The organism is Bacillus sp. 22475 (genome assembly GCF_052044835.1).
In the GTDB taxonomy this organism is placed as follows: domain Bacteria; phylum Bacillota; class Bacilli; order Bacillales; family Bacillaceae_G; genus Bacillus_A; species Bacillus_A cereus.
In genome coordinates this window covers 1-23,087 of the sequence record NZ_JBQENW010000043.1, presented here as the reverse complement: position 1 = coordinate 23,087, position 23,087 = coordinate 1, and the positions used below count along the sequence as shown (strand labels likewise).

Below are 23,087 nucleotides of genomic sequence, written 5' to 3'. Positions count from 1 at the left end.
CTCATTTGCGACTTCCTTATGTTAACATCTTCGTTTTTCGATGTCAACTAAGTTTTTCAATTTCTTTTTTGTCGTTTTCTGCGTTTCCGCATCAGCGACGGTTATTAATATATCATGGTGAAAAATGAAATGCAACACCTTTTATAAACTTTTTTTAAAACTGCCCACATTTCTTTTTTAATATCATATACTTAAACGAAATATCTCTTTCATGTATGAGTAATTCCTACATATATTTTATATAAAGTTACTCTATCAAAAAACGTTTCTTTCTATACTAAGCGTTTTATTCATATACCATATCATACAAGGAGGAATATATATGGACTATACCGATTTATTAATCAAACTAGGTCTCTCGGCGATTTTAGGGTTTGCCATTGGTTTAGAACGCGAATTAAAACGGAAACCACTTGGTTTAAAAACGTGTTTAGTTATTTCTATTATTAGTTGCCTCCTAACGATTGTTTCTATTAAAGCAGCTTATAACTTACCACATACCGATCATATGAATATGGATCCACTTCGACTTGCCGCTCAAATTGTATCAGGAATTGGTTTTTTAGGTGCTGGCGTAATTTTAAGAAGAGGCAACGATAGCATTGCAGGGCTCACGACTGCCGCTATGATCTGGGGTGCTTCTGGTATTGGTATTGCCGTTGGAGCTGGTTTCTATATCGAGGCGATTTTCGGAATGTGTTTCCTTATGATTAGTGTCGAACTTATACCACTCGCGATGAAATATGTAGGCCCTAGGTCATTTCGTCAACGTGATATCGCTGTGAAACTTGTTGTACGAAATATGGACAATATCCCAATCGTAATTGAAGAAATAAAGGAAATGGATATAAAAGTTAAGAATATGAAGCTTAAAACATTAGAAAACGGTTCTCACTATTTACATCTTAAACTGTCCATTGATCAAAAAAGACCTACTGCTGATGTTTACTATGCTCTTCAACATCTTGAAAGTGTCCAACAAACTGAAGTGGAAAGTATGTAGCATAAAACAAACTCTCTTTAATTAGAGAGTTTTTCTTTTTTCTATAATGGTAACAATGAATGTAGTCCTGCAAAACAAGGAGGAATTTACTATTGAAATCCCGTCCGAATTTAGTAGATACATTTCGTGATTCCATTATTTTTCGTTTAATTTGTTTTATTATTGTATTCACTGCTTTTTCTGGTTTTCTTATACATAGATTAGAACCCTCTCATTTCACTACATGGTTTGACGGAATTTGGTGGTCAATCGTTACCATTTTTACAGTTGGATATGGCGACTTTGCTCCCCATACAACGATAGGAAAACTAATAGGTATAAGTATTATTTTATTAGGAACTGGCTTTTGTTCTTATTATATGGTTCTATTCGCTACTGAGATGATCAGTAAACAATATATGAAAATTAAAGGTGAAGAAGCCGCTACCTCTAACGGTCATATGATTATCGTTGGCTGGAATGAGCGTGCAAAACATGTTGTAAAGCAAATGCATGTATTACAACCAAACCTTGATATCGTTTTAATTGATGAAACACTTTCTTTACTCCCAAAACCATTTCATCATTTAGAATTTATAAAAGGTTGTCCACATCACGATCAAACTTTATTAAAGGCTAATATTAGAACGGCACACACCATATTAATAACAGCGGATAAAGAAAAGAACGAAAGCTTAGCAGATACACAATCCATTTTAAATATTTTAACTGCAAAAGGACTCAATCCAAACATTCACTGCATCGCCGAACTACTTACTACTGAACAAATTCAAAATGCAACGAGAGCTGGCGCGTCAGAAATTATAGAAGGAAATAAATTAACGAGTTATGTATTTACCGCTTCTCTTTTATTCCCTTCTATTTCAGGTGTACTATTCTCACTTTACGATGAAATCTCTGATAACAAATTACAACTGATGGAGCTCTCTCCGTCCTGCACCGGACAAACCTTTGCAAATTGTAGCTATACCCTTTTAAAACAAAACATTCTCTTACTAGGTATAAAGCGCGACGATCAATATATGATTAACCCAGTCCATACCTTCATTCTTATCGAAAGCGATGTACTCATTGTTATTCACCATTAAGAAAATGTTTTTCTAGTTCCCGCATGAGCACTTTTCCAATATTGATATATTTTCTTTTCACTTCTGCATCTGGATCTTTCGGTTCAGCAAATTGATCCATCCCACTCGTTCCCGCGGTTAAAGTATTCACATTATCATCTAGTTCGTCTTGATATACGTGCGAAAGAATATACGGCGTTTCAAGACGGACTACTACACCAGGTACATCTAGTTCACCATCTACTGCTGTAAACGGCACTCGTAAAAATTGATACCCATCTTCTTCATCGATTTTGTAATCGAAGCATCCTTTATCATAATCCCAATTACCACCAATACTATATCCAAGTGGTTTCATAACCTCTTCTAATTTATATAACGCATATGTACGTCCTTCTAAATTTGATTGAATCGGAATCAAGCCCATCCCTCCAAGACTTTTCCTTTAGCATACCCACTCTAGTTTGAATATACTGATGGACTTTTCGATAAAATAATAAAAAGCGACCGGAATCCGGTCGCTTTTTATTATTTTAAACGCTCTTCTAATTCTGCTTTTAATTCTTCAAATCCTGGTTTACCAAGTAAAGCAAACATGTTTTTCTTGTATGCTTCTACGCCAGGTTGGTCAAATGGATTTACGCCTAATAAGTAGCCGCTCATCGCACATGCTTTTTCGAAGAAGTATACAAGGTAACCGAATGTGTACTCATTTAATTCAGGAATATTTACGATTAAGTTTGGTACTCCCCCGTCGCTATGTGCAAGTAATGTACCTTCGTATGCTTTTGTGTTTACGAAGTCTACAGTTTCACCAGCAAGGTAGTTTAATCCGTCTAAATCGTTGTCTTCTAATTCGATTGTTAGTTCATGTGTAGATTTACCTACCTTAAGAACTGTTTCAAATAAGTCACGACGACCTTCTTGAACGTATTGACCTAATGAGTGTAAGTCAGTTGAGAAGTTTGCTGAAGATGGGAAAATACCTTTTTGATCTTTTCCTTCACTTTCACCAAATAACTGTTTCCACCACTCAGCGAAGTATTGAAGTGCTGGCTCATAGTTAACAAGCATTTCAATTGTTTTTCCTTTATTGTATAAAGCGTTACGAACTACTGCGTATTGGTAAGCTGGGTTTTCTTCTAGTTCTGATGTTCCGAAGTCATCATGACCAGCAGCTGCACCTTTCATCATCTCTTCAATATTTAAGCCACTTACTGCGATTGGTAATAAACCAACTGGCGTTAATACAGAGAAACGTCCTCCAACATCATCTGGAATAACGAATGTTTCGTAACCTTCGTTATCAGCTAATGTTTTTAATGCACCACGTGCTTTATCTGTAGTTGCATAAATACGTTTGCGAGCTTCTTCTTTTCCATACTTCTCTTCTAATAACTTACGGAAAATACGGAATGCTAGTGCTGGCTCTGTTGTTGTACCTGATTTGGAAATAACGTTAATAGAGAAGTCTTTACCTTCTAATACGTCCATTAAATCTTTCATGTAAGTGGAGCTAATGTTTTGTCCAACAAATAGCACTTGTGGAGTTTTACGTTGTTCTTTAGATAGCGTGTTGTAGAAAGAATGGCTTAACATTTCGATTGCTGCGCGTGCTCCTAGGTAAGAACCACCAATACCTACAACAAGTAAAATGTCAGAGTCATTTTTAATTTTTTCTGCACATTTTTGAATGCGAGCGAATTCTTCTTTGTCATATTGAAGCGGAAGGTCTACCCACCCAAGGAAATCGTTCCCAGCTCCAGTTTTTTCGTGGATTGCGTGATGTGTTACTTTCACTGCATCACGTAAATAAGTGATTTCATGTTCACCGATGAAGGATAACGCTTTAGAATAGTCGAACGTTACATGTGTACTCATCTTTTTCCCTCCAATTATGGATATGTATTTCTGTATTCACTTTAGCGAAACTGAAGTTGTAAATCAAGGGATTCAAACATTGTAAACGTAACCAATATATAATTTTTAGAAAAAGTTCATTTTTTGCATAAAAATTCGTATTTTTCGGTATAGATGTATATACATCCTTTTTCGAACATTTTTTATGTATAAAAACAACATAACTACCCCATTCTATAAAAGAGTTAATTAACTCATCGCTTGCTCATGCTTCACAATTAAGGGGGGCTTTTTCATGAGTACTCTGCAACGTATCGCATTAGTCTTTACTGTAATTGGCGCTGTGAACTGGGGACTAATCGGATTTTTCCAGTTTGACTTAGTAGCAGCCATTTTCGGCGGACAAAATTCAGCTCTTGCACGTATTATTTACGGCATCGTTGGTATATCTGGGCTTATCAATCTTGGTTTACTGTTTAAACCATCTGAAAATCTTGGTACGCACCCAGAAACAAACGAAATTCGATAATCAGTATGTCCTTTCACCTCCGACATACGAATATGATTGCATGCAATCATATTTGCAAATATATATCATAAGATAAAGTAAAAGAGGAACGCTCATATGCGTTCCTCTTTTACTTTGTTAACTCGGACTCTTCAATCCATTCTGCCAACTTTTCTCGCAGCGTATTAAATCCGTTTTCAGATGGGTTCGGTATAAGAATCCTTCCTTGTTTTCTTTTCGCCGCTTTTAACGATAAACTCATTTTTCTGTGCTCTTCATCAATTGAAAGTACCTTTACTTCTACTGTATCGCCGACTTTTAAAAAGTCATGAATATCCTTTACATATCCATTTGTAATTTCAGATATATGCACAAGTCCTTGTGTTTCTGCATCTAACGCTACAAATGCACCGTAATCTTGAATTCCAGTCACTTTCCCTGTTACAACCACTCCTGTTGTATATTGTTCTGACATATGAAACACTCCCATACGTTTACCATTCTCTCTACAATTATAGAGAGCAAAGCAGATATATTTATTTTAAATATCCGATTGGTTAGTACGCATTCTAGATAATGATATCTAGAATGCGTATACCTTATATTAGTAAATTATACCACTATGACAGAACTCATTCAAAATTCATGAAAAATTTCCCTTAAATAAGTATAATTCTCCAATATTGGGATAGACTACTAACACATGGCTTTCTAGTATTCCCCCCCTTTTATGGACAAAACGTATTACGTTTTGTCCTTTTTTTATTTTCTACAAACCGTTCCATTCTCTTCATTGCTTCCATAAGTTGTTCAAGCGACGTCGCATATGAACAACGAATAAATCCTTCACCACTTTCGCCAAATACGCTACCAGGGACAACAGCCACTTTTTCTTCCAGCAATAACTGTTCTGCAAATTCCGCTGAAGATAATCCAGTTGAAGATATAGAAGGAAAAACATAAAATGCTCCGCCCGGCACATGACACGTTAAGCCCATTTCATTGAAAGATGTCGTCATGAAGTTACGACGCTTCTTATAGCTATCTCTCATTCGAATTACTTCATCGTTCCCTGTGCGTAACGCCTCAAGTGCTGCAAACTGAGACATAGTCGGTGCACACATCATTGAATACTGATGGATTTTGAGCATTAATTCTGAAAATTGAACAGGAGCTGCAATCATACCGAGACGCCATCCTGTCATCGCAAATCCTTTTGAAAATCCTGAAATTAAAATCGTATGCTCACGCATATTTTTAATACTTGCGAAACTTGTATATACTTCGTCGTATACAAGCTCTGCATAAATTTCATCAGATAATACGATTAAATTGTACTTCTCAACAATCACTGCTATTTCTTCAAGCTCGGATTTATTTAGCATTGCACCTGTCGGGTTATTTGGTGAACAAAGCAAAATTGCCTTTGTTTTCGCTGTAATAGCTGCTTCAATTTGTTCTGGTTGTACTTTAAACTCGTTTTCTAAAGTAGTCGCCACAGGAACCGGAACTCCTCCAGCTAATGTCACAAGTGGGGCATAAGAAACGAAGCTCGGTTCAATAATGAGCACTTCATCATCAGGATTTATAATGGCGCGCATCGCTACATCTAACGCCTGGCTCGCTCCAACTGTAACAATGATTTCATCACTTGGATCATAAGATACTGCAAATTGTTTTTTTAGATACTTTGCTATTTCTTGACGGAGCTCCAATAATCCTGCATTTGCTGTATATGACGTATACCCTTGTTCCAAAGAACGAATACATGCTTGCCTTACATTCCAAGGTGTAACAAAATCCGGCTCTCCGACCCCGAGGGAAATAACACCTTTCATATTTGCTGCTAAATCAAAAAATTTTCGAATACCAGATGGTTTTAAAGATTCTGCTGATCTAGATAGTTCAAATTGCTTCATGGTGTCACCACAATTCGCTTATCATCATCGTCTTTTTCATAAATAACGCCCTCATGTTTATACTTCTTCAAAATGAAATGAGTAGTTGTAGAAACAACAGATTCAATTGTTGCTAATTTCTCAGAAACAAACATCGCTACTTCCCCCATCGTTTTCCCTTCTAATGTAATAGAAAGATCATATGTCCCTGACATTAAATAAACGGATTTCACTTCTGAATAACGATAAATTTGTTCAGCAACCGCATCAAACCCAACGCCATGCTTTGGCGTAACTTTCACATCGATCATTGCCGTTAAACCTGTATGTTCTTTCACCTTCGTCCAATCAATATGTGTTACATAATCCACAATAATCTTTTCATTTTCTAATCTCGCAACCATCTTCTTTACTTCTTTTACCTCTATATTTAACAGCTTCGCTAATGTATCTACAGATAATCGACTACTCTTTTCAAGACAAGCTAATAATTCTAATTCTTTTTCTGTTACCATATAAATCATCCTTCCTTTTCGTTTGTGTTTAAATTATACAAATACCCTTTCCAGTTTGAAAAGAAGATTTTTCTATTGAATTATGTCAAAATAAAGTGAAACTTTAATCAGCGGAAAAATGCGGGATAAAGCGAAAGGGGATGGAACCGTGAAACCAAAAGTTTATATTGCTGAACCAGTTCCAACATTTGTAGAAAACTATTTATCAGAACACTGTGATTATGAAAAATGGGATCAAAATGAGAAAGTACCTCGTGATGTTCTATTAGAGAAAATACAAGATAAAGATGGGTTATTAAATTTCGGATCTGCTATTAATGAAGAATTACTGACAGTGGCTCCTAACTTAAAAGTAGTGAGCAACATTTCTGTCGGTTACGATAATTTTGATTTACAAGCGATGAAAAACCGAAATGTTATCGGAACGAATACCCCATACGTATTAGATGATACAGTAGCTGATCTCGTTTTCGCCCTTATGTTATCTGCTGGGCGCCGTGTTTGCGAACTCGATTCTTATGTAAAAAATGGTGAATGGAACGCTGAAATCGGAAAAGAGCACTTCGGACTAGATGTACACCACAGTACAATCGGTATTATCGGAATGGGACGAATTGGAGAAGCTGTTGCAAAACGAGCAAAATTCGGATTTGATATGAATGTTCTTTACTATAACCGTCGTCGTAAAGAAGAAGCTGAACAAAAATTCGATGCTACATATTGCGATTTACAGACGCTACTAAAACAGTCTGACTTTATTATCCTTCTCACTCCATTAACAGATGAAACATATCACCTTATCGGAGAAAAGGAATTTTCATTAATGAAAGAAACAGCAATCTTTATTAATGCTTCTCGCGGAAAAACAGTAGATGAAGTAGCGTTAATCCATGCGTTAACAGAAAAGAAAATCTTTGCAGCAGGCATCGATACTTTTACACAAGAGCCGATTCAAAAAGATAATCCGCTCTTATCATTACAAAATGTTGTGACTTTACCGCACATCGGATCTGCAACATTAAAAACTCGTCAGCAAATGGCCATGACCGCCGCTGAAAATTTAGTTGCAGGGTTACAAGGAAAAACACCGCCTAATATTGTTCGAGGGTAATACTGAATAAGCGAAAGGCAAGATGACATCGTCATCTTGCCTTTTTTTGTTAACATATTTTCTTCTTCCTTGGAGATGATATGAACAAAAATCAATGGAGTGACAAAAAATGAATCACGAATATACTTGTCCTTATTTCACTTTTTCCACTCGCGGCACTACTATTCATTACGAATTGTATGAACACGATAACAAAACAGAATGTCCTACTTTCGTACTCGTTCACGGCTTTTTATCTTCCTCATTCAGTTACCGCCGCCTCATTCCCTTACTATCGAAAGTAGGAACAGTGATTGCTCTTGATTTACCACCGTTCGGAAAAAGTGATAAGTCTCATCTGTTTAAGTATTCTTATCACAATTTAGCAACGATTATTATTGATTTAATTGAGCACTTATCTCTCTCAAACATTGTATTAGTTGGGCACTCTATGGGTGGGCAAATTTCTCTCTATGTAAACCGTATACGTCCTGAACTCATTTCAAAAACGATTTTACTATGCAGCTCTAGCTATTTAGCACGCGCAACCTTACCTTTACTATACTCTTCTTATTTACCGTTCTTTCATTTATACGTAAAGAACTGGATTATTAGACGCGGTATTGTTCATAACTTAATGAATGTCGTTCATGATCACTCATTAATTGACGATGAAATGAAAAAAGGTTACTCCGCTCCTTTTTATGACGACCGTATATTTCCCGCTTTAACTCGCATGATACGAGACCGTGAAGGCGACTTATCTTCAACTGAATTACAAAAAATCGAAACACCTACACTACTCATTTGGGGTGAAAAAGACCGCGTCGTCCCTGTACATGTAGGTCATCGTCTACACAAAGATTTACCGAATTCAAAATTTATTTCTTACGAAAATACAGGACATTTACTACCTGAAGAAAAGCCTGAACATGTTTATGAAGAAATTATCGCTTTTTCTGCGCAATAAAGTGAAACTTTAATTAGCCCCACCTAACTTCTTTGCTTCTGCTGAATTTTGAGGTGGGGGTCTTACTGCCCGGCAAATAGCGGGATAATATAAAAAAGGCCGTCGGAAATTCCGACAGCCTACAATGAACAGCTTCCGCCTTCTTTTATTACAAGTAATTCCATAGCTAATTTCTCACATTTTTCAAGCGCAGGTACTTCCTCAAAAGACATAAAGTATATATGTTGAATCTTCTTTGCGATGTATTTTGGATCATCAAACACACTTATGACGTTCACAACATCGCTCGCTTCTGTTTCATAAAACTCCGGTCCCATTTGAAACGGATCCCAATTCTTCACAACCTCTATCATCTTTTCATATGTACCCATTCGCTTCCCGCCTTTTCACTTTTTAATACTTTTCTTTATCCTATCACATCAGCTATTCTATAAGAAGAGAGAGAACTTTCATAACTTAACGGTTTTACAGAATAAGGGGGCAAACGTATGCAACTATTTCATAAAACAGTAAATCGGCGTGGAACACATAGCACAAAATGGGATACTTATAAAAACGAAGAACTTCTCCACGCTTGGATTGCTGATATGGATTTTGAAGTACCAAAACCAATTCAAACTGCCTTAAAACAACGGATCGAACATCCGATTTTTGGCTATACACTTCCTCCCGAAAATATTGGGGATATTATTTGTAACTGGACAAAAAAACAATACAACTGGGACATTCAAAAAGAATGGATCGTTTTTAGTGCGGGGATCGTTCCAGCTCTTAGTACGAGCATACAGGCTTTCACAAAAGAAAACGAATCCGTTCTCGTACAACCACCTATTTATCCTCCATTTTTCGAAATGGTCACAACAAACAACAGAGAGTTATGCGTGAGTCCATTACAGAAACAAAATGATACATATGTGATAGACTTCGAGCATTTAGAAAAGCAGTTTCAGCAAGGCGTCAAACTCATGCTTCTTTGTAGCCCTCATAACCCAATCGGACGCGTTTGGACGAAAGAGGAACTTGTGCAGCTCGGATCGTTATGTACTAAATATAACGTAATCGTTGTCGCGGATGAAATTCATTCCGATATCATTTATGCAGACCATACACATACGCCGTTCGCTTCCTTATCTGAAGAATTAGCAGAGCGCACTATCACTTGTATGGCTCCAAGTAAAACATTTAATATCGCTGGATTACAAGCATCGATTATTATCATTCCAAACGAAAAACTCCGTCACGCCTTTACAGCTATCCAGTATAGACAAGGATTCCACGGGTTAAATATCTTCGCTTATACAGCGATGCAAAGTGCCTATACAGAATGTAATGATTGGTTAAACGAAATTCGATTATATATAGAAGATAATGCTCAATTTGCTTGTGAATATATTAAAACTCACATACCTGCTCTTTCCGTAACGAAGCCCGAAGGTAGCTTTTTATTATGGATTGATTGTTCTCGTCTAAAGCTTTCTCAAAACGAGCGTACTGCATTACTTGAGGAAAAAGGAAAAATCATCGTTGAACCTGGTGAGAAATACGGGTTAGGTGGCGAAGAACATATTCGAATTAACATCGGCTGTCCACGATCTGTTTTAGAAGAAATTTTGAACAGACTGCGTCATACATTTTCATAATAATAGAGGAGTCTGTCCCCTAATCATTTTTGGACAGAATCCTTTGTCATATTTTGTCGGTAAGTCGATATATTCCAATAATCGCTGATATATTTTCACTTATACTACACAAAAAAAGCTACCAGCACGGTAGCTTTTACTTTTTCTTCATATCCGATGCTTTTTTTACAATTACGCCACAAGCAATTCGATCTCCTGATTTACCTGTCGGTTGAGTCATACCATCATCAGGATTTTCTGTAATAATAATAGACGCTCCATCTTTTCTATGAATCGTCGTTTTTCCTTCTTCAAGTGTGATGTGAGGTGCATCGATTTCCGCTTTAATCTTTCCAGAACCATCTGCAACTACGTTCGGTAAATCACCGTTTTCTGCACCCTTCGGATTAAGAAGACCATGTTTTTTATCATCAGGATTAAAATGATTCCCGGCTGATTCAAAACGAGGTGCCTTACACTCTCCGATTTCATGTACATGTAGTCCGTGTGGTCCCGGCGTGAAACCTTCTCCTTTAATCGTAATTTTCACTCCACTTGTTTGCTGAACTACTTTCGCCGTCCCTACTTCATCACCTGAAGCATTATGTAATTTCACTTCAATTTCTTTCGGCTTTCCTTGGTCACAACCTGCCATCAGAAATAATAAACAACAACTAAAAAAAAGCCGTTTCTTCATTCTGTTCCCTCCAAAATATATTCTGCCCTTAGATTGTCCGAGCATAGAGGGAAACATACAAAAATGAGTTACTGTTTCTTTTCCGCTAAAAGTTTTTCTTCAACTTTCTGTAATCGCTCCGCTTCGCGTTTTGATACACGAATGAACATACGCCACGTAGCAACGGCACCAATGATAAATAGCACGCAAACAATCCCTGGAATAATATATTCTGTTTTATCTTCCGGAAAATATAAAGGCATCATATAGAACACTCCTTATTATAGGATTTATAAAACATCAGAATTTTCTGTTATATCACTTTAAATTATAGTGGAACCTATCCATATTCTCAAGGGGCGTTCTGAAAGCAAATGATTTCTTTGACTCCTTCTCCTACTTTCCTTACTATAAACTTGAGGTGAAAAATATGAGAGAAACATTTAAAATTGGTGAAATCGTTACTGGGATTTATAAAACTGGCAAATACATCGGCGAAGTTACAAATAGCCGCCCTGGCAGTTACGTCGTAAAAGTATTAGCTGTTTTAAAACATCCGGTGCAAGGTGACTTACATAACGTAAAACAAGCTGACGTACCATTTTTCCATGAAAGACGCGCTTTAGCTTTCCGTGAACAGACGAACATTCCAGAGCAAATGGTGAAAAAATATGAAGGAGAAATTCCGGATTATACCGAGTCACTAAAATTAGCATTAGAAACCCAAATGAATTCATTTTCTGAAGATGATTCACCTTTTGCAGAGCGTAGTCTAGAAACATTAGAACAGTTAAAGAAAGACTACAAACTGTAAAAAACAAAACGACCAAATTACATAATGTGCAATTTGGTCGTTACTGTGTGCTCACTTTCTTTAACACTTTTGAAAAATCAACGAGTTCTCCTAATGTTGGAGGTGCTGGTTTTACTAAATACTCTTTATCTTTTTCTACTAGTTTAAAAATATTGTACGTCGTCATCGCATCATCAAGCGCACAATGATGCTTCCCTGTCCCTACTTTTCCGTACGCCTCAATTGCTTTCCATAATCCTGTTTGATTTCTTTCTCCAAAAAACTTCTTATACTCAAGCGATAAATCACGACACTGTCCGAAGAATGGAAAAGCTATCCCTGCCATTTCACAATTATGCTTCAGCACTTTCATATCCATATTTCCCCACGTTACAATTGTCGGTTTACATTTCGTTTCGTATTCCGCAAGCTTCTTAACGAGTTCAGGAAATGAAATCCCTTTATCCACGACTTCTTGTTTTATTCCTAAAAACTTCTTACATCGATCCGTTAAAGAGGGAAATGTTTTCGGTCTGACATGTGATGAATACGTATCTTCCACCTTACAGCCAGCAACTGAAACGAGTCCTACCTCAATAATTTCCGGAAAAAATCCTTTCGGTTTCTTTCTATGCTGGGGCATCGTAAACTCAAAGTCTAAAAATAAAAATCGTTGTTCATCCATACGATCCCTTCCTTATCATTTTTATCATTCCTTTCTATTTGACACTCCTACACGAACAAGCTCGAATGCTAATTCCATTTTAAATATTCAGATTGGATGTATCTTATATATATGTCAAATGCCCACAAATATTTTAAAAAATAAGAAAAAATGACCTATGCAGAAAATATGACAAAATCCCTCCTTTCATTTACATCCGCAGTTTTTCTACTTTATAATGACGTTATGTGTGTTTCATCTAGTTAATATTTGACACACTAAGAAAAATGAATGAAAGGAGATGAGATTTTTGCACGAAACAACGCAAGAACTCGCTAACTGGCAGTATTATTTTGCTATCGCAGTCTTTTTAATTACATATGCCATTATTATTTCTGAAAAAATTAATCGCGCTGTCATCGCACTTCTTGGTGCAGCATTCATGGTAATTGTGGGGGTCGTCGATTTACATAACGCCTTTACGAAACATATTGAATGGGGAACGATTACGCTACTCATCGGTATGATGATTTTGGTGAACATTACGAGTAAATCAGGTGTTTTCCAATACGTTGCCATTAAAGCAGCAAAAGGGGCACAAGGAAATCCAATTAAAATTTTAATTTCCCTTTCCCTACTTACCGCGCTTGGCTCCGCATTTTTAGATAACGTTACAACTGTACTTCTTGTTGTTCCAGTTACTTTATCTATTACGCGCATACTGCAAGTAAATCCTGTTCCATATTTACTTTCTGAAATTATTTTTTCAAACATTGGGGGAACGGCAACATTAATTGGTGATCCACCTAACATTATGATTGGTTCTGCCAATAAGCATTTAGACTTCAATGCTTTCCTATTGAATCTAGCACCAATCGTAATTATTATTATTGGAGTTACAGCAACAATACTTTACTTCATGTACCGTAAACAATTAATTGCCGATCCTGTACAGGTTAAAAAATTAATGAGCTTAGATGAAAAACAATACATTAAAGATCCAGTATTAATGAAAAAATCTTTAACGGTGCTTGGACTTACGATTGTAGGTTTCATGACTCATTCTATTTTCCATATTGATGCGGCTATCATTGCCTTAACTGGTGCTACTGTACTTATGTTAATTGGTGTGAAAGAGCATGAAATTGAAGAAGTATTTGCAAGCGTAGAGTGGGTAACAATCTTCTTCTTCGCAGGGCTATTCGTACTTGTTGGAGGACTTATCGATATCGGTCTTATCAAAATGTTAGCTCAAAAAGTAATTGGTATAACAGGCGGAGATATTTCTTACGCATCCATCCTTATTTTATGGGTATCTGGTATTGCCTCTGCAACAATTGATAACATCCCATTCGTCGCAACAATGATTCCACTTATTAACGATATGGCAGTTGGGCTAGGCTTATCACCATCTGACGCACAAATCGATGTATTATGGTGGGCATTAGCACTAGGTGCTTGTCTCGGTGGAAACGGAACATTAATCGGAGCTTCTGCTAACGTAATCGTTGCAGGTATTGCGAGTCGCGAAGGACATAAATTTAGTTACATGGAATTCCTAAAAGTTGGTTTCCCAATTATGATCGTTTCATTAATCATTTCTCACATTTATATTTATTTACGCTACCTTATGTAGTAAAAAAAGCGCTCTGATAATCAGGGCGCTTTTTTACTTATATCTAAAATATATCGACTTATCAACAAAAACGAAAAATCTACTCTTTATATCTCACCGGTTCATTTCGAATAATAAATAAATGAATCGGTAAGAACACCGAAAATGTGATTACATGAATAATCGTAAATAATATAGAGTTCGTTCCATATCTGTCTAAAATAGCATAGATAAGATAAATAGACAATACAATCGATACAGCTGTTGCTAGTAAACTTATAATAGGTACGAAATTAAAAATGAAACATGCAACATATATACCGAATACTTTCCACCCTGCTTCTTCTTTCAAAAAATCTGGTAATTTATCTTTCGCTAAGTCACCCCACGTCTTACTATTCAAAAACGGAATAAACGCAAGCACCCCGTCCGTTGCACCATCATTTTTCGCCATCGAATAAAGTGCAAAAGCCGTTAACAAATATGAAATAATTGCCCAAATCAATATAACAAGAATAAACGCAAAACTAAGAGCAAAGAAACCTGCTAGTACGCCTTGATCCTCCATCTTATCCTCTCCTCTCTACTTTCAACATATTTCATTACATTGCAAGTTATGTTTTAAAATTTATCCAAACTCTTTGTATAATAAGAGAAGAAAGAGAATAAGAGAGGAGAAACACTTATGCATCCATTTGTAAAAGCATTACAAGAGCATTTCACAGCTCATAAAAATCCTGAAAAAGCAGAACCTATGGCTCGTTATATGAAAAATCACTTCCCATTTCTAGGTATTCAAACACCGGAAAGACGCCAATTATTAAAAGACATCATTCAAATACATACTCTCCCAGATAAAAAAGACTTCCAAATTATCGTACGTGAGCTTTGGGACTTACCAGAACGTGAATTCCAAGCGGCCGCACTTGATATTATGCAAAAATATAAAAAGCATATAAACGAAACTCATATCCCCTTCTTAGAAGAACTTATTGTCACAAAATCTTGGTGGGACTCTGTCGATAGCATCGTCCCTACATTCTTAGGTACTATCTTTTTAAAACACCCAGAATTGATTTCTGCTTATATTCCAAAATGGATTGCATCAGATAACATATGGTTACAACGCGCCGCTATTTTATTCCAACTGAAATATAAACAAAAGATGGATGAAGAACTTCTTTTCTGGATTATTGGACAACTACATTCTTCAAAAGAATTTTTCATTCAAAAAGCGATTGGCTGGGTCCTTCGTGAATATGCAAAAACAAATCCGGATGTAGTTTGGGAATACGTGCAAAACAACGAGCTCGCTCCATTAAGTAAGCGTGAAGCAATTAAGCATATTAAAGAAAATTACGGAATAAATAATGAAAAAATAGGCGAGACTCTATCATAGATAGACGCGTTCCTCTATTGAGATTTAAAAAAGAACGTGTTAGAATATGTTCATTATTACTAATATAAGTAGCGATGACGGACTTATAAGTACTTGCATAAAAAGCGATTCAGGGATAGTGAAAGCCTGAAGCCGCAAGGAAACGGCAGTCCCGAGCAATACATGATAAAGTGGATGCACCTTTTGTGTATCAACTAGGGTGGAACCGCGGGCAAACGCTCGTCCCTAGGCAAATAAGCCTTGGGATGAGCGTTTTTTTATGTTCTTTTTAGCTATACTGCTCGTTTCCAAAGTATCAGAGTATGTCATCGCCAATACGTTAACTTTCAAAAGGAGGATTTTCTTATGTATTCAATGGAACAAGTTGTAAACTTAGCGAAACATCGCGGTTTTGTTTTCCCTGGTTCTGAAATTTACGGTGGTCTTGCAAACACTTGGGATTACGGTCCACTTGGAATCGAATTAAAAAATAACGTTAAAAAAGCTTGGTGGAAAAAATTCATTCAAGAATCTCCACACAACGTTGGTTTAGACGCAGCTATTTTAATGAACCCTAAAACTTGGATTGCTTCTGGTCACGTTGGTAACTTCAACGATCCAATGATCGACTGTAAAAAATGTAAAGCTCGTCACCGTGCTGACAAATTAATTGAGGATGCTTTAGATGCAAAAGGCATCGAAATGGTTGTTGATGGTCTTACTTTCGACCAAATGGCTGACTTAATGAAAGAACATGAAGTAAAATGTCCTGATTGCGGTAGTGAAGAATTCACTGAAATCCGTCAGTTCAACTTAATGTTCAAAACATTCCAAGGTGTTACAGAGTCTAGCACAAACGAAATCTTCCTTCGTCCTGAAACAGCACAAGGTATTTTCGTAAACTTCAAAAACGTTCAACGCTCTATGCGTAAAAAGCTTCCATTTGGTATTGGCCAAATCGGTAAGAGTTTCCGTAATGAAATCACGCCTGGTAACTTCACATTCCGTACACGTGAATTCGAACAAATGGAACTTGAATTCTTCTGTAAGCCTGGTGAAGATTTAGAGTGGTTCGCATTCTGGCGTGAAACTTGTAAAAACTGGTTACTTTCACTTGGTATGACTGAAGAGAGCATGCGTCTTCGTGACCACGGTGAAGAAGAGTTATCTCACTACAGTAATGCAACAACTGACATCGAATTCAAATTCCCATTCGGTTGGGGCGAACTTTGGGGCGTTGCATCTCGTACAGACTTCGACTTAAAACGTCACATGGAACACTCAAACGAAGACTTTAACTATATCGATCCACAAACGAATGAGCGTTACGTACCATACTGCATCGAGCCATCTTTAGGCGCAGACCGCGTAACATTAGCATTCTTATGTGATGCATATGAAGAAGAGCAATTAGAAAACGATTCTCGTACAGTTCTTCGTTTCCACCCTGCTTTAGCACCATACAAAGCAGCTATCTTACCATTATCTAAAAAGCTATCTGAAGGTGCTACTGAAGTATTCGCAGAATTAGCTAAAGACTTCATGGTAGACTTTGATGAAACTGGTTCTATCGGTAAACGTTACCGTCGTCAAGACGAAATCGGTACACCATTCTGTATCACATACGACTTCGACTCAGTTGAAGACAAAGCTGTTACAGTACGTGACCGTGACACAATGGAACAAGTTCGTATGCCAATTAGCGAACTAAAAAGTTTCTTAGAGAAGAAAATCCAGTTCTAATTATAAGAAAAAGAGGCTGCTCATAAGAGCGCCTCTTTTTTACTTTTCACGTTTTTCTTTAATTGCTACTGTACATCTTGATATACATAGTAAATCATCATTTTCATCAATAATACGAACATCCCAAACCATTGTCGATTGTCCTCTATGTATCGGTGTTCCGATCGCTGTTACAATTCCATCTTTCTTTGAGCGAATGTGGTTTGCATTAATTTCTAATCCGAAACAAATACATTTTTCTTGATCAATTAAATTATATGAACCAACACTTGCCACTGTTTCCGCTAATGCAACCGATGCACCTCCATGTAAAAATCCAAACGGTTGATGCGTACGCTCATCAACAGGCATCGTAGCAACCACCTTATCTTCTGTCATCTCTAACAACTCAATTCCAAGTGAATCCATTAAAGTTTTTGCCATATCGCTTCCCCCTTCTCTTACTTTAATTAAATGTATAATTTTACCTATTTATTTTCAAACTACTTATAACACTTATATAAGGAGGCTTCACCTAAATGAAACAGAAATTTTGTATATTACTGCTTATGTTCTCCTTGCTGACTATTGTACCAAATTGTGCAATAACAGCCAAAGCATCTAACCTGACAATCGATGTTAAGACTGTAACGCAAAAAGGTAAGAAACCTTATATAGAATATCAAATAAATAGGCCTTCTTTTCACAACTTTTCTGATTCTAAATTTCAAAATAAACTCAATTTATACTACAAAAAATCCACTGACAAATTTAAAAACAAATTAGAAAAAGAAGCAAAAAAATATTATAAAGAGACAGAAGGATCTAGTACACCATTTCATCCGTACGTAGCAAATGTTGATTATAAAGTCTCTTTAAACAAACCACCTTTTCTTAGCCTATATGTGAATTACTATCAATATACTGGCGGAGCACACGGTCTTTATACGTGGAAGGCAAATACATTTGATTTAAACGAAAAAAAGGTGCTGCATTTAGACGATTTATTTCAACAAAAAGATAAGTATAAAGAAGTAATCCGTGCAGAGATTGTAAGACAAATTAAACAAAATGAAAGCATTTATTTTCCCGATGCAACTGAAAAGGTAATGAGCACGAAAAAGTTTCACTTCTTTTTAGAGCCAGACAATCTCGTCATTTATTTCCCTTTATATGAGATTGCTCCCTATTCAAGTGGAATTCCACAATTTCGTATTCCATATACGTTGCTAAGAGACTATTTAAAGCCTTCTTATCAAAATATTTTGATTGACAACAAGTAAATATTTTCGCTACGATAATGTTAACCCAAAAACAACAGGAGGTTAACATTATGAGAAGATTTCATGTTTTAGATTTAGCATTAGCTGCCATGTTCGTTGCTCTTATGGCCATCGGTGCAAATATTGTATCTTGGGCACCTTTCTTACAAGTAGCAGGCATCCCATTATCTATGCAACCATTTTTCGCAATTTTAGCAGGGCTTCTTCTTGGAAGTAGACTTGGTGCCTTATCCATGACTGTATATATGCTCGTTGGCTTAGCCGGCGCACCAATCTTCGCTAACTTCAAAGCTGGATTTGGAGCACTTTTAGATCCTACTGGTGGTTTTATTATCGCATTTATTATCGTTGCTTACGTATCGGGGAAACTAGTAGAACAAAAAGAAAGACCAACATTCATTACATTTGCGATTGCCTCTTTCACAGGAATTATTTTAACTTATATAATCGGTACTACTTACATGTACGGGGCAGTCAATCTCTTTATGGGCGGTAATATGAGCTATAAAGCTGCTTGGATGATTATGATGTGGTTTGCAGTAAAAGATATTGCATTTACAATTATCGGTGCTATTATCGCCCCTCGCATATACTATGCTGTGCGTCGTTCTGCTTATCAGCATTCTCATTCGACGATTTCATAATAAAAAAATGAGTTATTTCAGTATACTGAAATAACTCATTTTTTATTTTCGACAATATACGACACATATTAAAAATAAATTTTGTTATGATAGTCCAGAAAATCTTATATTTTGCACATTTAATTAAAACAATGTTCTGGAGGAAAGTCAGTGAAACTATCAAAAAATACACTTATTAAAATAGGTGTAGGCGTACTATCTTTACTTTTCATGCTATGTATATACAGAAGTTATACATTATATGGAAACAGCGAGTTAGGAATGAACTATATGCTTGGAAACGGTATAGCATTCTTCTTGCTATTTCTTACTATAATTAGTTTATGCGCGGCTGTAATCTTTATTATCATCGGATTAATTAAGAAAATACGAAAAGTAGCAGCAAAAAAAGTTTTTATAACATCTATAATACTATTTCTTACATCAGTTATATCAATCCTTATTTTACTTTTCACTATATCAAAATTAACGAATATAGAGGGAGAATATCAGGCTATTCAAGTTCAAAAGAAAAAAGAAGCTGATTACTTAAAGGCTGCAGCATCTTTTTATAACACCATAGAAACTTTCGAATACTCTGCATCATATGTATTGTCCGAGTATTCAACTACATGGTCAAACGCAATAAATAACCGAAGTGATTTCAATACTGCTCTTAGATCTAAGAAAAAAGAAATTGATCATATGGTTGTAGCTGTAGATGTATTTTATAACGGCATGGGAAGAGATTTAAGGTTGGTCTCTGAGGCTGCAAAAGAACAGCCAAGTAAGTACAAAGAAACCTATGAAGAATATAAAAAAATGTATGGTATTGTGACTGCACTTAATGAACAATCTCAATCTCCAAGCGGTAGTTTAATTACATTTAATCAAAATGTTAATACATTAATTCAAGAATACAAAAAATCTGCCGGAAATATTAATATCGCTATTTCTAATGAAATTAAATCAAAAGCTAATGAATTGAAGCCGACCGATAAAAACTTAAGTTCTAATTAAAGACACACTCTCTAGAGTGTCTTTTTTTCATAAAAAGTCCCCTTTAGATTGCACAGTAAATTACATATCTCTACTGTACATCCAAAAGGGACTTTACCTATAAATTAAGACTCTTGATTCGCTTGTTCTTCTAAAATTTTCTTCATCATCGCAACCATGTCATCACGTAATTCTGGGTGTTGCAGGGCCATTTCAATTGTCGTTTGAACAAATCCTAGCTTTTCACCTACGTCGTAGCGCTTTCCTTCGAAATCGTAAGCAAATACACGTTGAATTTCATTTAAGCTTTGGATTGCATCTGTTAATTGAATTTCACCACCAGCACCGACATGTTGCTGTTCTAAGAACATAAAGATTTCAGGCGTTAAAATGTAACGTCCCATAATTGCTAAGTTTGAAGGTGCTGTACCTTGTGCTGGTTTCTCAACGAAATTGCGAACTTGGTAACGACGACCTTCTTGTTCTAATGGATCGATAATTCCGTAACGGTGTGTTTCTGTTTCTGGAACAGTTTGTACACCAATAACAGAAGAAAGTGTCTTTTCATACTCATCCATTAATTGACGTAAACATGGTTTCTCAGCTTGGACAATATCATCACCTAGTAACACTGCAAACGGCTCATCACCAATGAATTTACGCGCGCACCAAACAGCATGCCCTAACCCTTTTGGCTCTTTTTGACGAATGTAATGAATATCTACCATTTTTGAAGAAGCTTGTACTTTTTCAAGTAACTCATATTTTTTCTTCTCTAATAAGTTTTGCTCTAGTTCAAATGCGTTATCGAAATGATCTTCGATAGAACGCTTTGTTTTACCAGTAACGATAATAATATCTTCGATGCCCGATTTCACTGCTTCTTCTACAATATACTGGATCGTTGGTTTATCTACTATCGGTAACATTTCTTTCGGCATTGCTTTCGTTGCTGGTAAAAAACGTGTTCCTAATCCAGCTGCTGGGATTATCGCTTTTCTTACTTTTTTCATCACAAAATACCCTCTCTCCTGTCGGAATTAATAGCAATTATTTCCTACATAAAACAAAAGGGAGATTTCGCTCCCTTTTGTTCCTTACTACTTAAAATTACTTTGTATTATAAACGATTCATAATGTCTTCTTTAATAGTAAGTAACTTTTGTTCACTATTTTGTAAAGAACTATCTTGTACACCGAAGTAGAACTTAATCTTCGGTTCAGTTCCAGATGGACGTAGGCAGAACCATGAACCATCCTCTAATTGATATTTTAACACATTTGATTTCGGTAAGTGAATCTCTTCTTTATGTCCATCTTGTAAAGACGTAACGATGCTTGCTTTATAGTCTTCCACTGCTACGACTGTTAAGCCCGCTACTTCTTTCGGAGGATTCTCACGGAACGTCGCCATCATCTCTTGGATTTGTTCCGCTCCATCTTTTCCTTTTAACGTTAACGATACAAGGTCTTCACGGAAGAATCCGTATTTCTCAAATACTTCTAATAGACCGTCATATAACGTTTTCCCTTGTGATTTGTAGTATGCAGCTACTTCACATGCAAATAGGACAGATTGTACTGCATCTTTATCACGGCAGAATGGGCGGATTAAATAACCATAGCTTTCCTCATAACCGAATTGGAATTCATATTGTCCGCTTTCTTCATACTGTCTAATTTTCTCACCGATAAATTTAAATCCAGTTAACGTATCAATTGTATCTAAACCGTATGCTTTTGCAATTGTACGACCAATCTCAGACGTTACGATTGTTTTTAATACGAAACCGTTTTCCGGAAGCGTTCCGTTTTCTTTCTTTTGAGATAGTAAGTAATCAAGCATTAATGCACCTGTTTGGTTTCCTGTTAATACTTGGAACTCACCATTATGATTGCGCACCGCTACACCTAGACGATCTGCGTCAGGATCAGTTGCGATTAATACATCTGCGCCTACCTTTTCACCGTCACGAATTGCATACTCAAACGCTGCGTGCTCTTCTGGGTTCGGTGATTTTACTGTAGAGAAGTTTGGATCTGGTAACTCTTGCTCTTTTACAACTGTTACATCTGTAAATCCAACTTCTTTTAAACCACGGCGTACAGAAATATTTGATGTTCCGTGTAATGGTGTAAAGACGATTTTTAAGTCTTTACCAACCTTTTGTACCATTTCTTTATTAATGATGACATTGTTCAATTCTGCAGCATATGCATCATCTACTTCTTGTCCAATAATATGTAATAAACCGTCAGCTTTTAATTGCTCTACATCAGCGACTTCAACTGTTAATTCATCTTCTACTGCGTTTACGTAACTAATTAACTCATCGGCCTCTTTTGGAGGCAACTGTCCACCATCTTCACCGTATACTTTATATCCGTTATATTCAGGCGGATTATGGCTTGCCGTAAGAACGATTCCACTTACTGTATGTAAATGACGAACTGCGAAAGAAAGTACTGGCGTTGGACGTAAGCTTTCAAACACATATGTTGTGATACCACGTGCACCAAGTGTAGCAGCAACCTCCATTGCGAACTCAGGTGATTTATGACGAGAATCATAGGCTACAACAACACCTCGTTTTTTCGCTTCCTCACCTAACTTTTCAATAAAGCTTGCTAATCCTTTTGTTGCTTTACGAACTGTATATACGTTTAAACGGTTCGTACCAGCACCAAGTTCACCACGCATACCACCTGTGCCAAACTCTAGATTTTTATAAAAGCTATCCTCGATTTTCTTCTCATCTTGCTTCATATTTTCTAGCTGTTCTTTTAATTCTGCATCTAATTGT

26 protein-coding genes are annotated in these 23,087 nt (G+C 36.4%); 13 read left to right on the top strand and 13 right to left on the bottom strand.

The annotated features are described in order from the left end of the window. The first annotated feature begins 322 nt into the window (after positions 1–322). Positions 323–1,003: an MgtC/SapB family protein gene (locus ACTJJY_RS29720; RefSeq protein WP_000386677.1), complete on the top strand. Its 681-nt coding sequence runs from the start codon at positions 323–325 to the stop codon at positions 1,001–1,003. Positions 1,004–1,095: 92 nt separating this feature from the next. Next, entirely contained in the window at positions 1,096–2,091 is a 996-nt protein-coding gene (locus ACTJJY_RS29715) for a potassium channel family protein (protein ID WP_098840617.1), read from the top strand. On the opposite strand, the gene ACTJJY_RS29710 is transcribed toward ACTJJY_RS29715, so the two are convergent. Both ACTJJY_RS29710 and ACTJJY_RS29705 read right to left on the bottom strand, forming a co-directional pair. Next, positions 2,078–2,491, bottom strand: coding sequence for a YugN-like family protein (locus ACTJJY_RS29710; RefSeq protein WP_000612347.1), 414 nt, complete (start codon positions 2,489–2,491; stop codon positions 2,078–2,080). The genes ACTJJY_RS29715 and ACTJJY_RS29710 overlap by 14 nt on opposite strands. A 107-nt stretch (positions 2,492–2,598) precedes the next feature. Further along, a complete protein-coding gene (locus tag ACTJJY_RS29705) occupies positions 2,599–3,951 on the bottom strand; it encodes a glucose-6-phosphate isomerase (protein WP_000103664.1) in 1,353 nt (450 codons plus the stop codon). A gap of 274 nt (positions 3,952–4,225) precedes the next feature. On the opposite strand from ACTJJY_RS29705, the gene ACTJJY_RS29700 reads away from it, so the two are divergent. Next, a complete protein-coding gene (locus tag ACTJJY_RS29700; protein ID WP_000105788.1) occupies positions 4,226–4,459 on the top strand; it encodes a DUF378 domain-containing protein in 234 nt (77 codons plus the stop codon). 109 nt (positions 4,460–4,568) lie between these two features. Here ACTJJY_RS29700 and yugI read toward each other — a convergent pair whose 3' ends face one another. The 3 genes from yugI to ACTJJY_RS29685 all read right to left on the bottom strand — a co-directional run bounded on the left by yugI (position 4,569) and on the right by ACTJJY_RS29685 (position 6,851). Continuing rightward, positions 4,569–4,913, bottom strand: coding sequence for a S1 domain-containing post-transcriptional regulator GSP13 (yugI, locus tag ACTJJY_RS29695; protein ID WP_000003764.1), 345 nt, complete (start codon positions 4,911–4,913; stop codon positions 4,569–4,571). 253 nt (positions 4,914–5,166) lie between these two features. Beyond that, complete coding sequence (locus ACTJJY_RS29690; protein ID WP_097925195.1) at positions 5,167–6,357, bottom strand: aminotransferase; 1,191 nt, start codon at positions 6,355–6,357, stop codon at positions 5,167–5,169. Next, positions 6,354–6,851 (bottom strand): Lrp/AsnC family transcriptional regulator, encoded by a 498-nt coding sequence (locus tag ACTJJY_RS29685; protein WP_440607254.1) that lies wholly within the window; start codon positions 6,849–6,851, stop codon positions 6,354–6,356. Before ACTJJY_RS29685 ends, ACTJJY_RS29690 begins: the two co-directional genes overlap by 4 nt. A 118-nt stretch (positions 6,852–6,969) precedes the next feature. Here ACTJJY_RS29685 and ACTJJY_RS29680 point away from each other — a divergent pair, with 118 nt between their 5' ends. Together ACTJJY_RS29680 and ACTJJY_RS29675 are read left to right on the top strand one after the other, a co-directional pair. Continuing rightward, positions 6,970–7,962 (top strand): 2-hydroxyacid dehydrogenase, encoded by a 993-nt coding sequence (locus ACTJJY_RS29680; protein ID WP_440607253.1) that lies wholly within the window; start codon positions 6,970–6,972, stop codon positions 7,960–7,962. Positions 7,963–8,071: 109 nt separating this feature from the next. Beyond that, positions 8,072–8,911, top strand: coding sequence for an alpha/beta fold hydrolase (locus tag ACTJJY_RS29675; RefSeq protein ID WP_440607252.1), 840 nt, complete (start codon positions 8,072–8,074; stop codon positions 8,909–8,911). Positions 8,912–9,030: 119 nt separating this feature from the next. On the opposite strand, the gene ACTJJY_RS29670 is transcribed toward ACTJJY_RS29675, so the two are convergent. Continuing rightward, entirely contained in the window at positions 9,031–9,282 is a 252-nt protein-coding gene (locus tag ACTJJY_RS29670) for a YugE family protein (protein ID WP_000537638.1), read from the bottom strand. 117 nt (positions 9,283–9,399) lie between these two features. Between ACTJJY_RS29670 and ACTJJY_RS29665 the strand changes: the two genes are divergently transcribed. Further along, on the top strand, positions 9,400–10,551 hold the full coding sequence (locus tag ACTJJY_RS29665) for a MalY/PatB family protein (protein ID WP_440607251.1): 1,152 nt from the start codon (positions 9,400–9,402) through the stop codon (positions 10,549–10,551). A gap of 136 nt (positions 10,552–10,687) precedes the next feature. Here ACTJJY_RS29665 and sodC read toward each other — a convergent pair whose 3' ends face one another. Beyond that, positions 10,688–11,227: a superoxide dismutase [Cu-Zn] gene (gene sodC / locus ACTJJY_RS29660; protein ID WP_016079888.1), complete on the bottom strand. Its 540-nt coding sequence runs from the start codon at positions 11,225–11,227 to the stop codon at positions 10,688–10,690. Positions 11,228–11,295: 68 nt separating this feature from the next. Beyond that, on the bottom strand, positions 11,296–11,472 hold the full coding sequence (locus ACTJJY_RS29655) for a hypothetical protein (protein ID WP_000982763.1): 177 nt from the start codon (positions 11,470–11,472) through the stop codon (positions 11,296–11,298). A gap of 164 nt (positions 11,473–11,636) precedes the next feature. On the opposite strand from ACTJJY_RS29655, the gene ACTJJY_RS29650 reads away from it, so the two are divergent. Then, positions 11,637–12,020 (top strand): kinase-associated lipoprotein B, encoded by a 384-nt coding sequence (locus ACTJJY_RS29650; RefSeq protein ID WP_440607250.1) that lies wholly within the window; start codon positions 11,637–11,639, stop codon positions 12,018–12,020. 40 nt (positions 12,021–12,060) lie between these two features. On the opposite strand, the gene kapD is transcribed toward ACTJJY_RS29650, so the two are convergent. Then, positions 12,061–12,684: a 3'-5' exonuclease KapD gene (gene kapD, locus ACTJJY_RS29645; RefSeq protein WP_000344356.1), complete on the bottom strand. Its 624-nt coding sequence runs from the start codon at positions 12,682–12,684 to the stop codon at positions 12,061–12,063. Positions 12,685–12,973: 289 nt separating this feature from the next. Here kapD and ACTJJY_RS29640 point away from each other — a divergent pair, with 289 nt between their 5' ends. Continuing rightward, positions 12,974–14,299 (top strand): ArsB/NhaD family transporter, encoded by a 1,326-nt coding sequence (locus tag ACTJJY_RS29640; protein ID WP_000545210.1) that lies wholly within the window; start codon positions 12,974–12,976, stop codon positions 14,297–14,299. 79 nt (positions 14,300–14,378) lie between these two features. Here ACTJJY_RS29640 and ACTJJY_RS29635 read toward each other — a convergent pair whose 3' ends face one another. Then, entirely contained in the window at positions 14,379–14,846 is a 468-nt protein-coding gene (locus ACTJJY_RS29635; protein WP_000390061.1) for a hypothetical protein, read from the bottom strand. Between the two features lie 117 nt (positions 14,847–14,963). On the opposite strand from ACTJJY_RS29635, the gene ACTJJY_RS29630 reads away from it, so the two are divergent. Both ACTJJY_RS29630 and ACTJJY_RS29625 read left to right on the top strand, forming a co-directional pair. Then, positions 14,964–15,677 (top strand): DNA alkylation repair protein, encoded by a 714-nt coding sequence (locus ACTJJY_RS29630; RefSeq protein ID WP_000553298.1) that lies wholly within the window; start codon positions 14,964–14,966, stop codon positions 15,675–15,677. 345 nt (positions 15,678–16,022) lie between these two features. Continuing rightward, entirely contained in the window at positions 16,023–17,399 is a 1,377-nt protein-coding gene (locus tag ACTJJY_RS29625; RefSeq protein ID WP_440607249.1) for a glycine--tRNA ligase, read from the top strand. Positions 17,400–17,438: 39 nt separating this feature from the next. On the opposite strand, the gene ACTJJY_RS29620 is transcribed toward ACTJJY_RS29625, so the two are convergent. Further along, entirely contained in the window at positions 17,439–17,822 is a 384-nt protein-coding gene (locus tag ACTJJY_RS29620; RefSeq protein WP_001140612.1) for a hotdog fold thioesterase, read from the bottom strand. Positions 17,823–17,917: 95 nt separating this feature from the next. Here ACTJJY_RS29620 and ACTJJY_RS29615 point away from each other — a divergent pair, with 95 nt between their 5' ends. The 3 genes from ACTJJY_RS29615 to ACTJJY_RS29605 all read left to right on the top strand — a co-directional run bounded on the left by ACTJJY_RS29615 (position 17,918) and on the right by ACTJJY_RS29605 (position 20,304). After that, positions 17,918–18,661, top strand: a complete 744-nt coding sequence (locus ACTJJY_RS29615; protein ID WP_440607248.1) for a DUF3298 and DUF4163 domain-containing protein — start codon at positions 17,918–17,920, stop codon at positions 18,659–18,661. 50 nt (positions 18,662–18,711) lie between these two features. After that, entirely contained in the window at positions 18,712–19,305 is a 594-nt protein-coding gene (locus ACTJJY_RS29610; RefSeq protein WP_001252150.1) for a biotin transporter BioY, read from the top strand. Between the two features lie 150 nt (positions 19,306–19,455). Then, on the top strand, positions 19,456–20,304 hold the full coding sequence (locus tag ACTJJY_RS29605) for a hypothetical protein (protein ID WP_440607247.1): 849 nt from the start codon (positions 19,456–19,458) through the stop codon (positions 20,302–20,304). Positions 20,305–20,408: 104 nt separating this feature from the next. On the opposite strand, the gene galU is transcribed toward ACTJJY_RS29605, so the two are convergent. Beyond that, positions 20,409–21,296 carry a UTP--glucose-1-phosphate uridylyltransferase GalU gene (gene galU / locus ACTJJY_RS29600; RefSeq protein WP_000757823.1) on the bottom strand — a complete coding sequence of 296 codons (888 nt, stop codon included), beginning with the start codon at positions 21,294–21,296 and terminating at the stop codon, positions 20,409–20,411. Positions 21,297–21,403: 107 nt separating this feature from the next. Next, positions 21,404–23,087, bottom strand: a 1,684-nt coding sequence (locus tag ACTJJY_RS29595) for a phospho-sugar mutase (RefSeq protein WP_440607138.1), incomplete at its 5' end; no start/stop codon positions are given.

What these genes read in the sequence shown, in the direction of transcription:
- ACTJJY_RS29720 (WP_000386677.1), top strand. Translation starts at nt 323, where the DNA reads ATGGACTATACCGATTTATTAATCAAACTAGGTCTCTCGGCGATTTTA.
- ACTJJY_RS29705 (WP_000103664.1), bottom strand. Translation starts at nt 3,951, where the DNA reads ATGAGTACACATGTAACGTTCGACTATTCTAAAGCGTTATCCTTCATC.
- ACTJJY_RS29700 (WP_000105788.1), top strand. Translation starts at nt 4,226, where the DNA reads ATGAGTACTCTGCAACGTATCGCATTAGTCTTTACTGTAATTGGCGCT.
- yugI (WP_000003764.1), bottom strand. Translation starts at nt 4,913, where the DNA reads ATGTCAGAACAATATACAACAGGAGTGGTTGTAACAGGGAAAGTGACT.
- ACTJJY_RS29690 (WP_097925195.1), bottom strand. Translation starts at nt 6,357, where the DNA reads ATGAAGCAATTTGAACTATCTAGATCAGCAGAATCTTTAAAACCATCT.
- ACTJJY_RS29685 (WP_440607254.1), bottom strand. Translation starts at nt 6,851, where the DNA reads ATGGTAACAGAAAAAGAATTAGAATTATTAGCTTGTCTTGAAAAGAGT.
- ACTJJY_RS29680 (WP_440607253.1), top strand. Translation starts at nt 6,970, where the DNA reads ATGCGGGATAAAGCGAAAGGGGATGGAACCGTGAAACCAAAAGTTTAT.
- ACTJJY_RS29675 (WP_440607252.1), top strand. Translation starts at nt 8,072, where the DNA reads ATGAATCACGAATATACTTGTCCTTATTTCACTTTTTCCACTCGCGGC.
- ACTJJY_RS29670 (WP_000537638.1), bottom strand. Translation starts at nt 9,282, where the DNA reads ATGGGTACATATGAAAAGATGATAGAGGTTGTGAAGAATTGGGATCCG.
- ACTJJY_RS29665 (WP_440607251.1), top strand. Translation starts at nt 9,400, where the DNA reads ATGCAACTATTTCATAAAACAGTAAATCGGCGTGGAACACATAGCACA.
- sodC (WP_016079888.1), bottom strand. Translation starts at nt 11,227, where the DNA reads ATGAAGAAACGGCTTTTTTTTAGTTGTTGTTTATTATTTCTGATGGCA.
- ACTJJY_RS29655 (WP_000982763.1), bottom strand. Translation starts at nt 11,472, where the DNA reads ATGATGCCTTTATATTTTCCGGAAGATAAAACAGAATATATTATTCCA.
- ACTJJY_RS29650 (WP_440607250.1), top strand. Translation starts at nt 11,637, where the DNA reads ATGAGAGAAACATTTAAAATTGGTGAAATCGTTACTGGGATTTATAAA.
- kapD (WP_000344356.1), bottom strand. Translation starts at nt 12,684, where the DNA reads ATGGATGAACAACGATTTTTATTTTTAGACTTTGAGTTTACGATGCCC.
- ACTJJY_RS29635 (WP_000390061.1), bottom strand. Translation starts at nt 14,846, where the DNA reads ATGGAGGATCAAGGCGTACTAGCAGGTTTCTTTGCTCTTAGTTTTGCG.
- ACTJJY_RS29630 (WP_000553298.1), top strand. Translation starts at nt 14,964, where the DNA reads ATGCATCCATTTGTAAAAGCATTACAAGAGCATTTCACAGCTCATAAA.
- ACTJJY_RS29625 (WP_440607249.1), top strand. Translation starts at nt 16,023, where the DNA reads ATGTATTCAATGGAACAAGTTGTAAACTTAGCGAAACATCGCGGTTTT.
- ACTJJY_RS29620 (WP_001140612.1), bottom strand. Translation starts at nt 17,822, where the DNA reads ATGGCAAAAACTTTAATGGATTCACTTGGAATTGAGTTGTTAGAGATG.
- ACTJJY_RS29615 (WP_440607248.1), top strand. Translation starts at nt 17,918, where the DNA reads ATGAAACAGAAATTTTGTATATTACTGCTTATGTTCTCCTTGCTGACT.
- ACTJJY_RS29610 (WP_001252150.1), top strand. Translation starts at nt 18,712, where the DNA reads ATGAGAAGATTTCATGTTTTAGATTTAGCATTAGCTGCCATGTTCGTT.
- galU (WP_000757823.1), bottom strand. Translation starts at nt 21,296, where the DNA reads ATGAAAAAAGTAAGAAAAGCGATAATCCCAGCAGCTGGATTAGGAACA.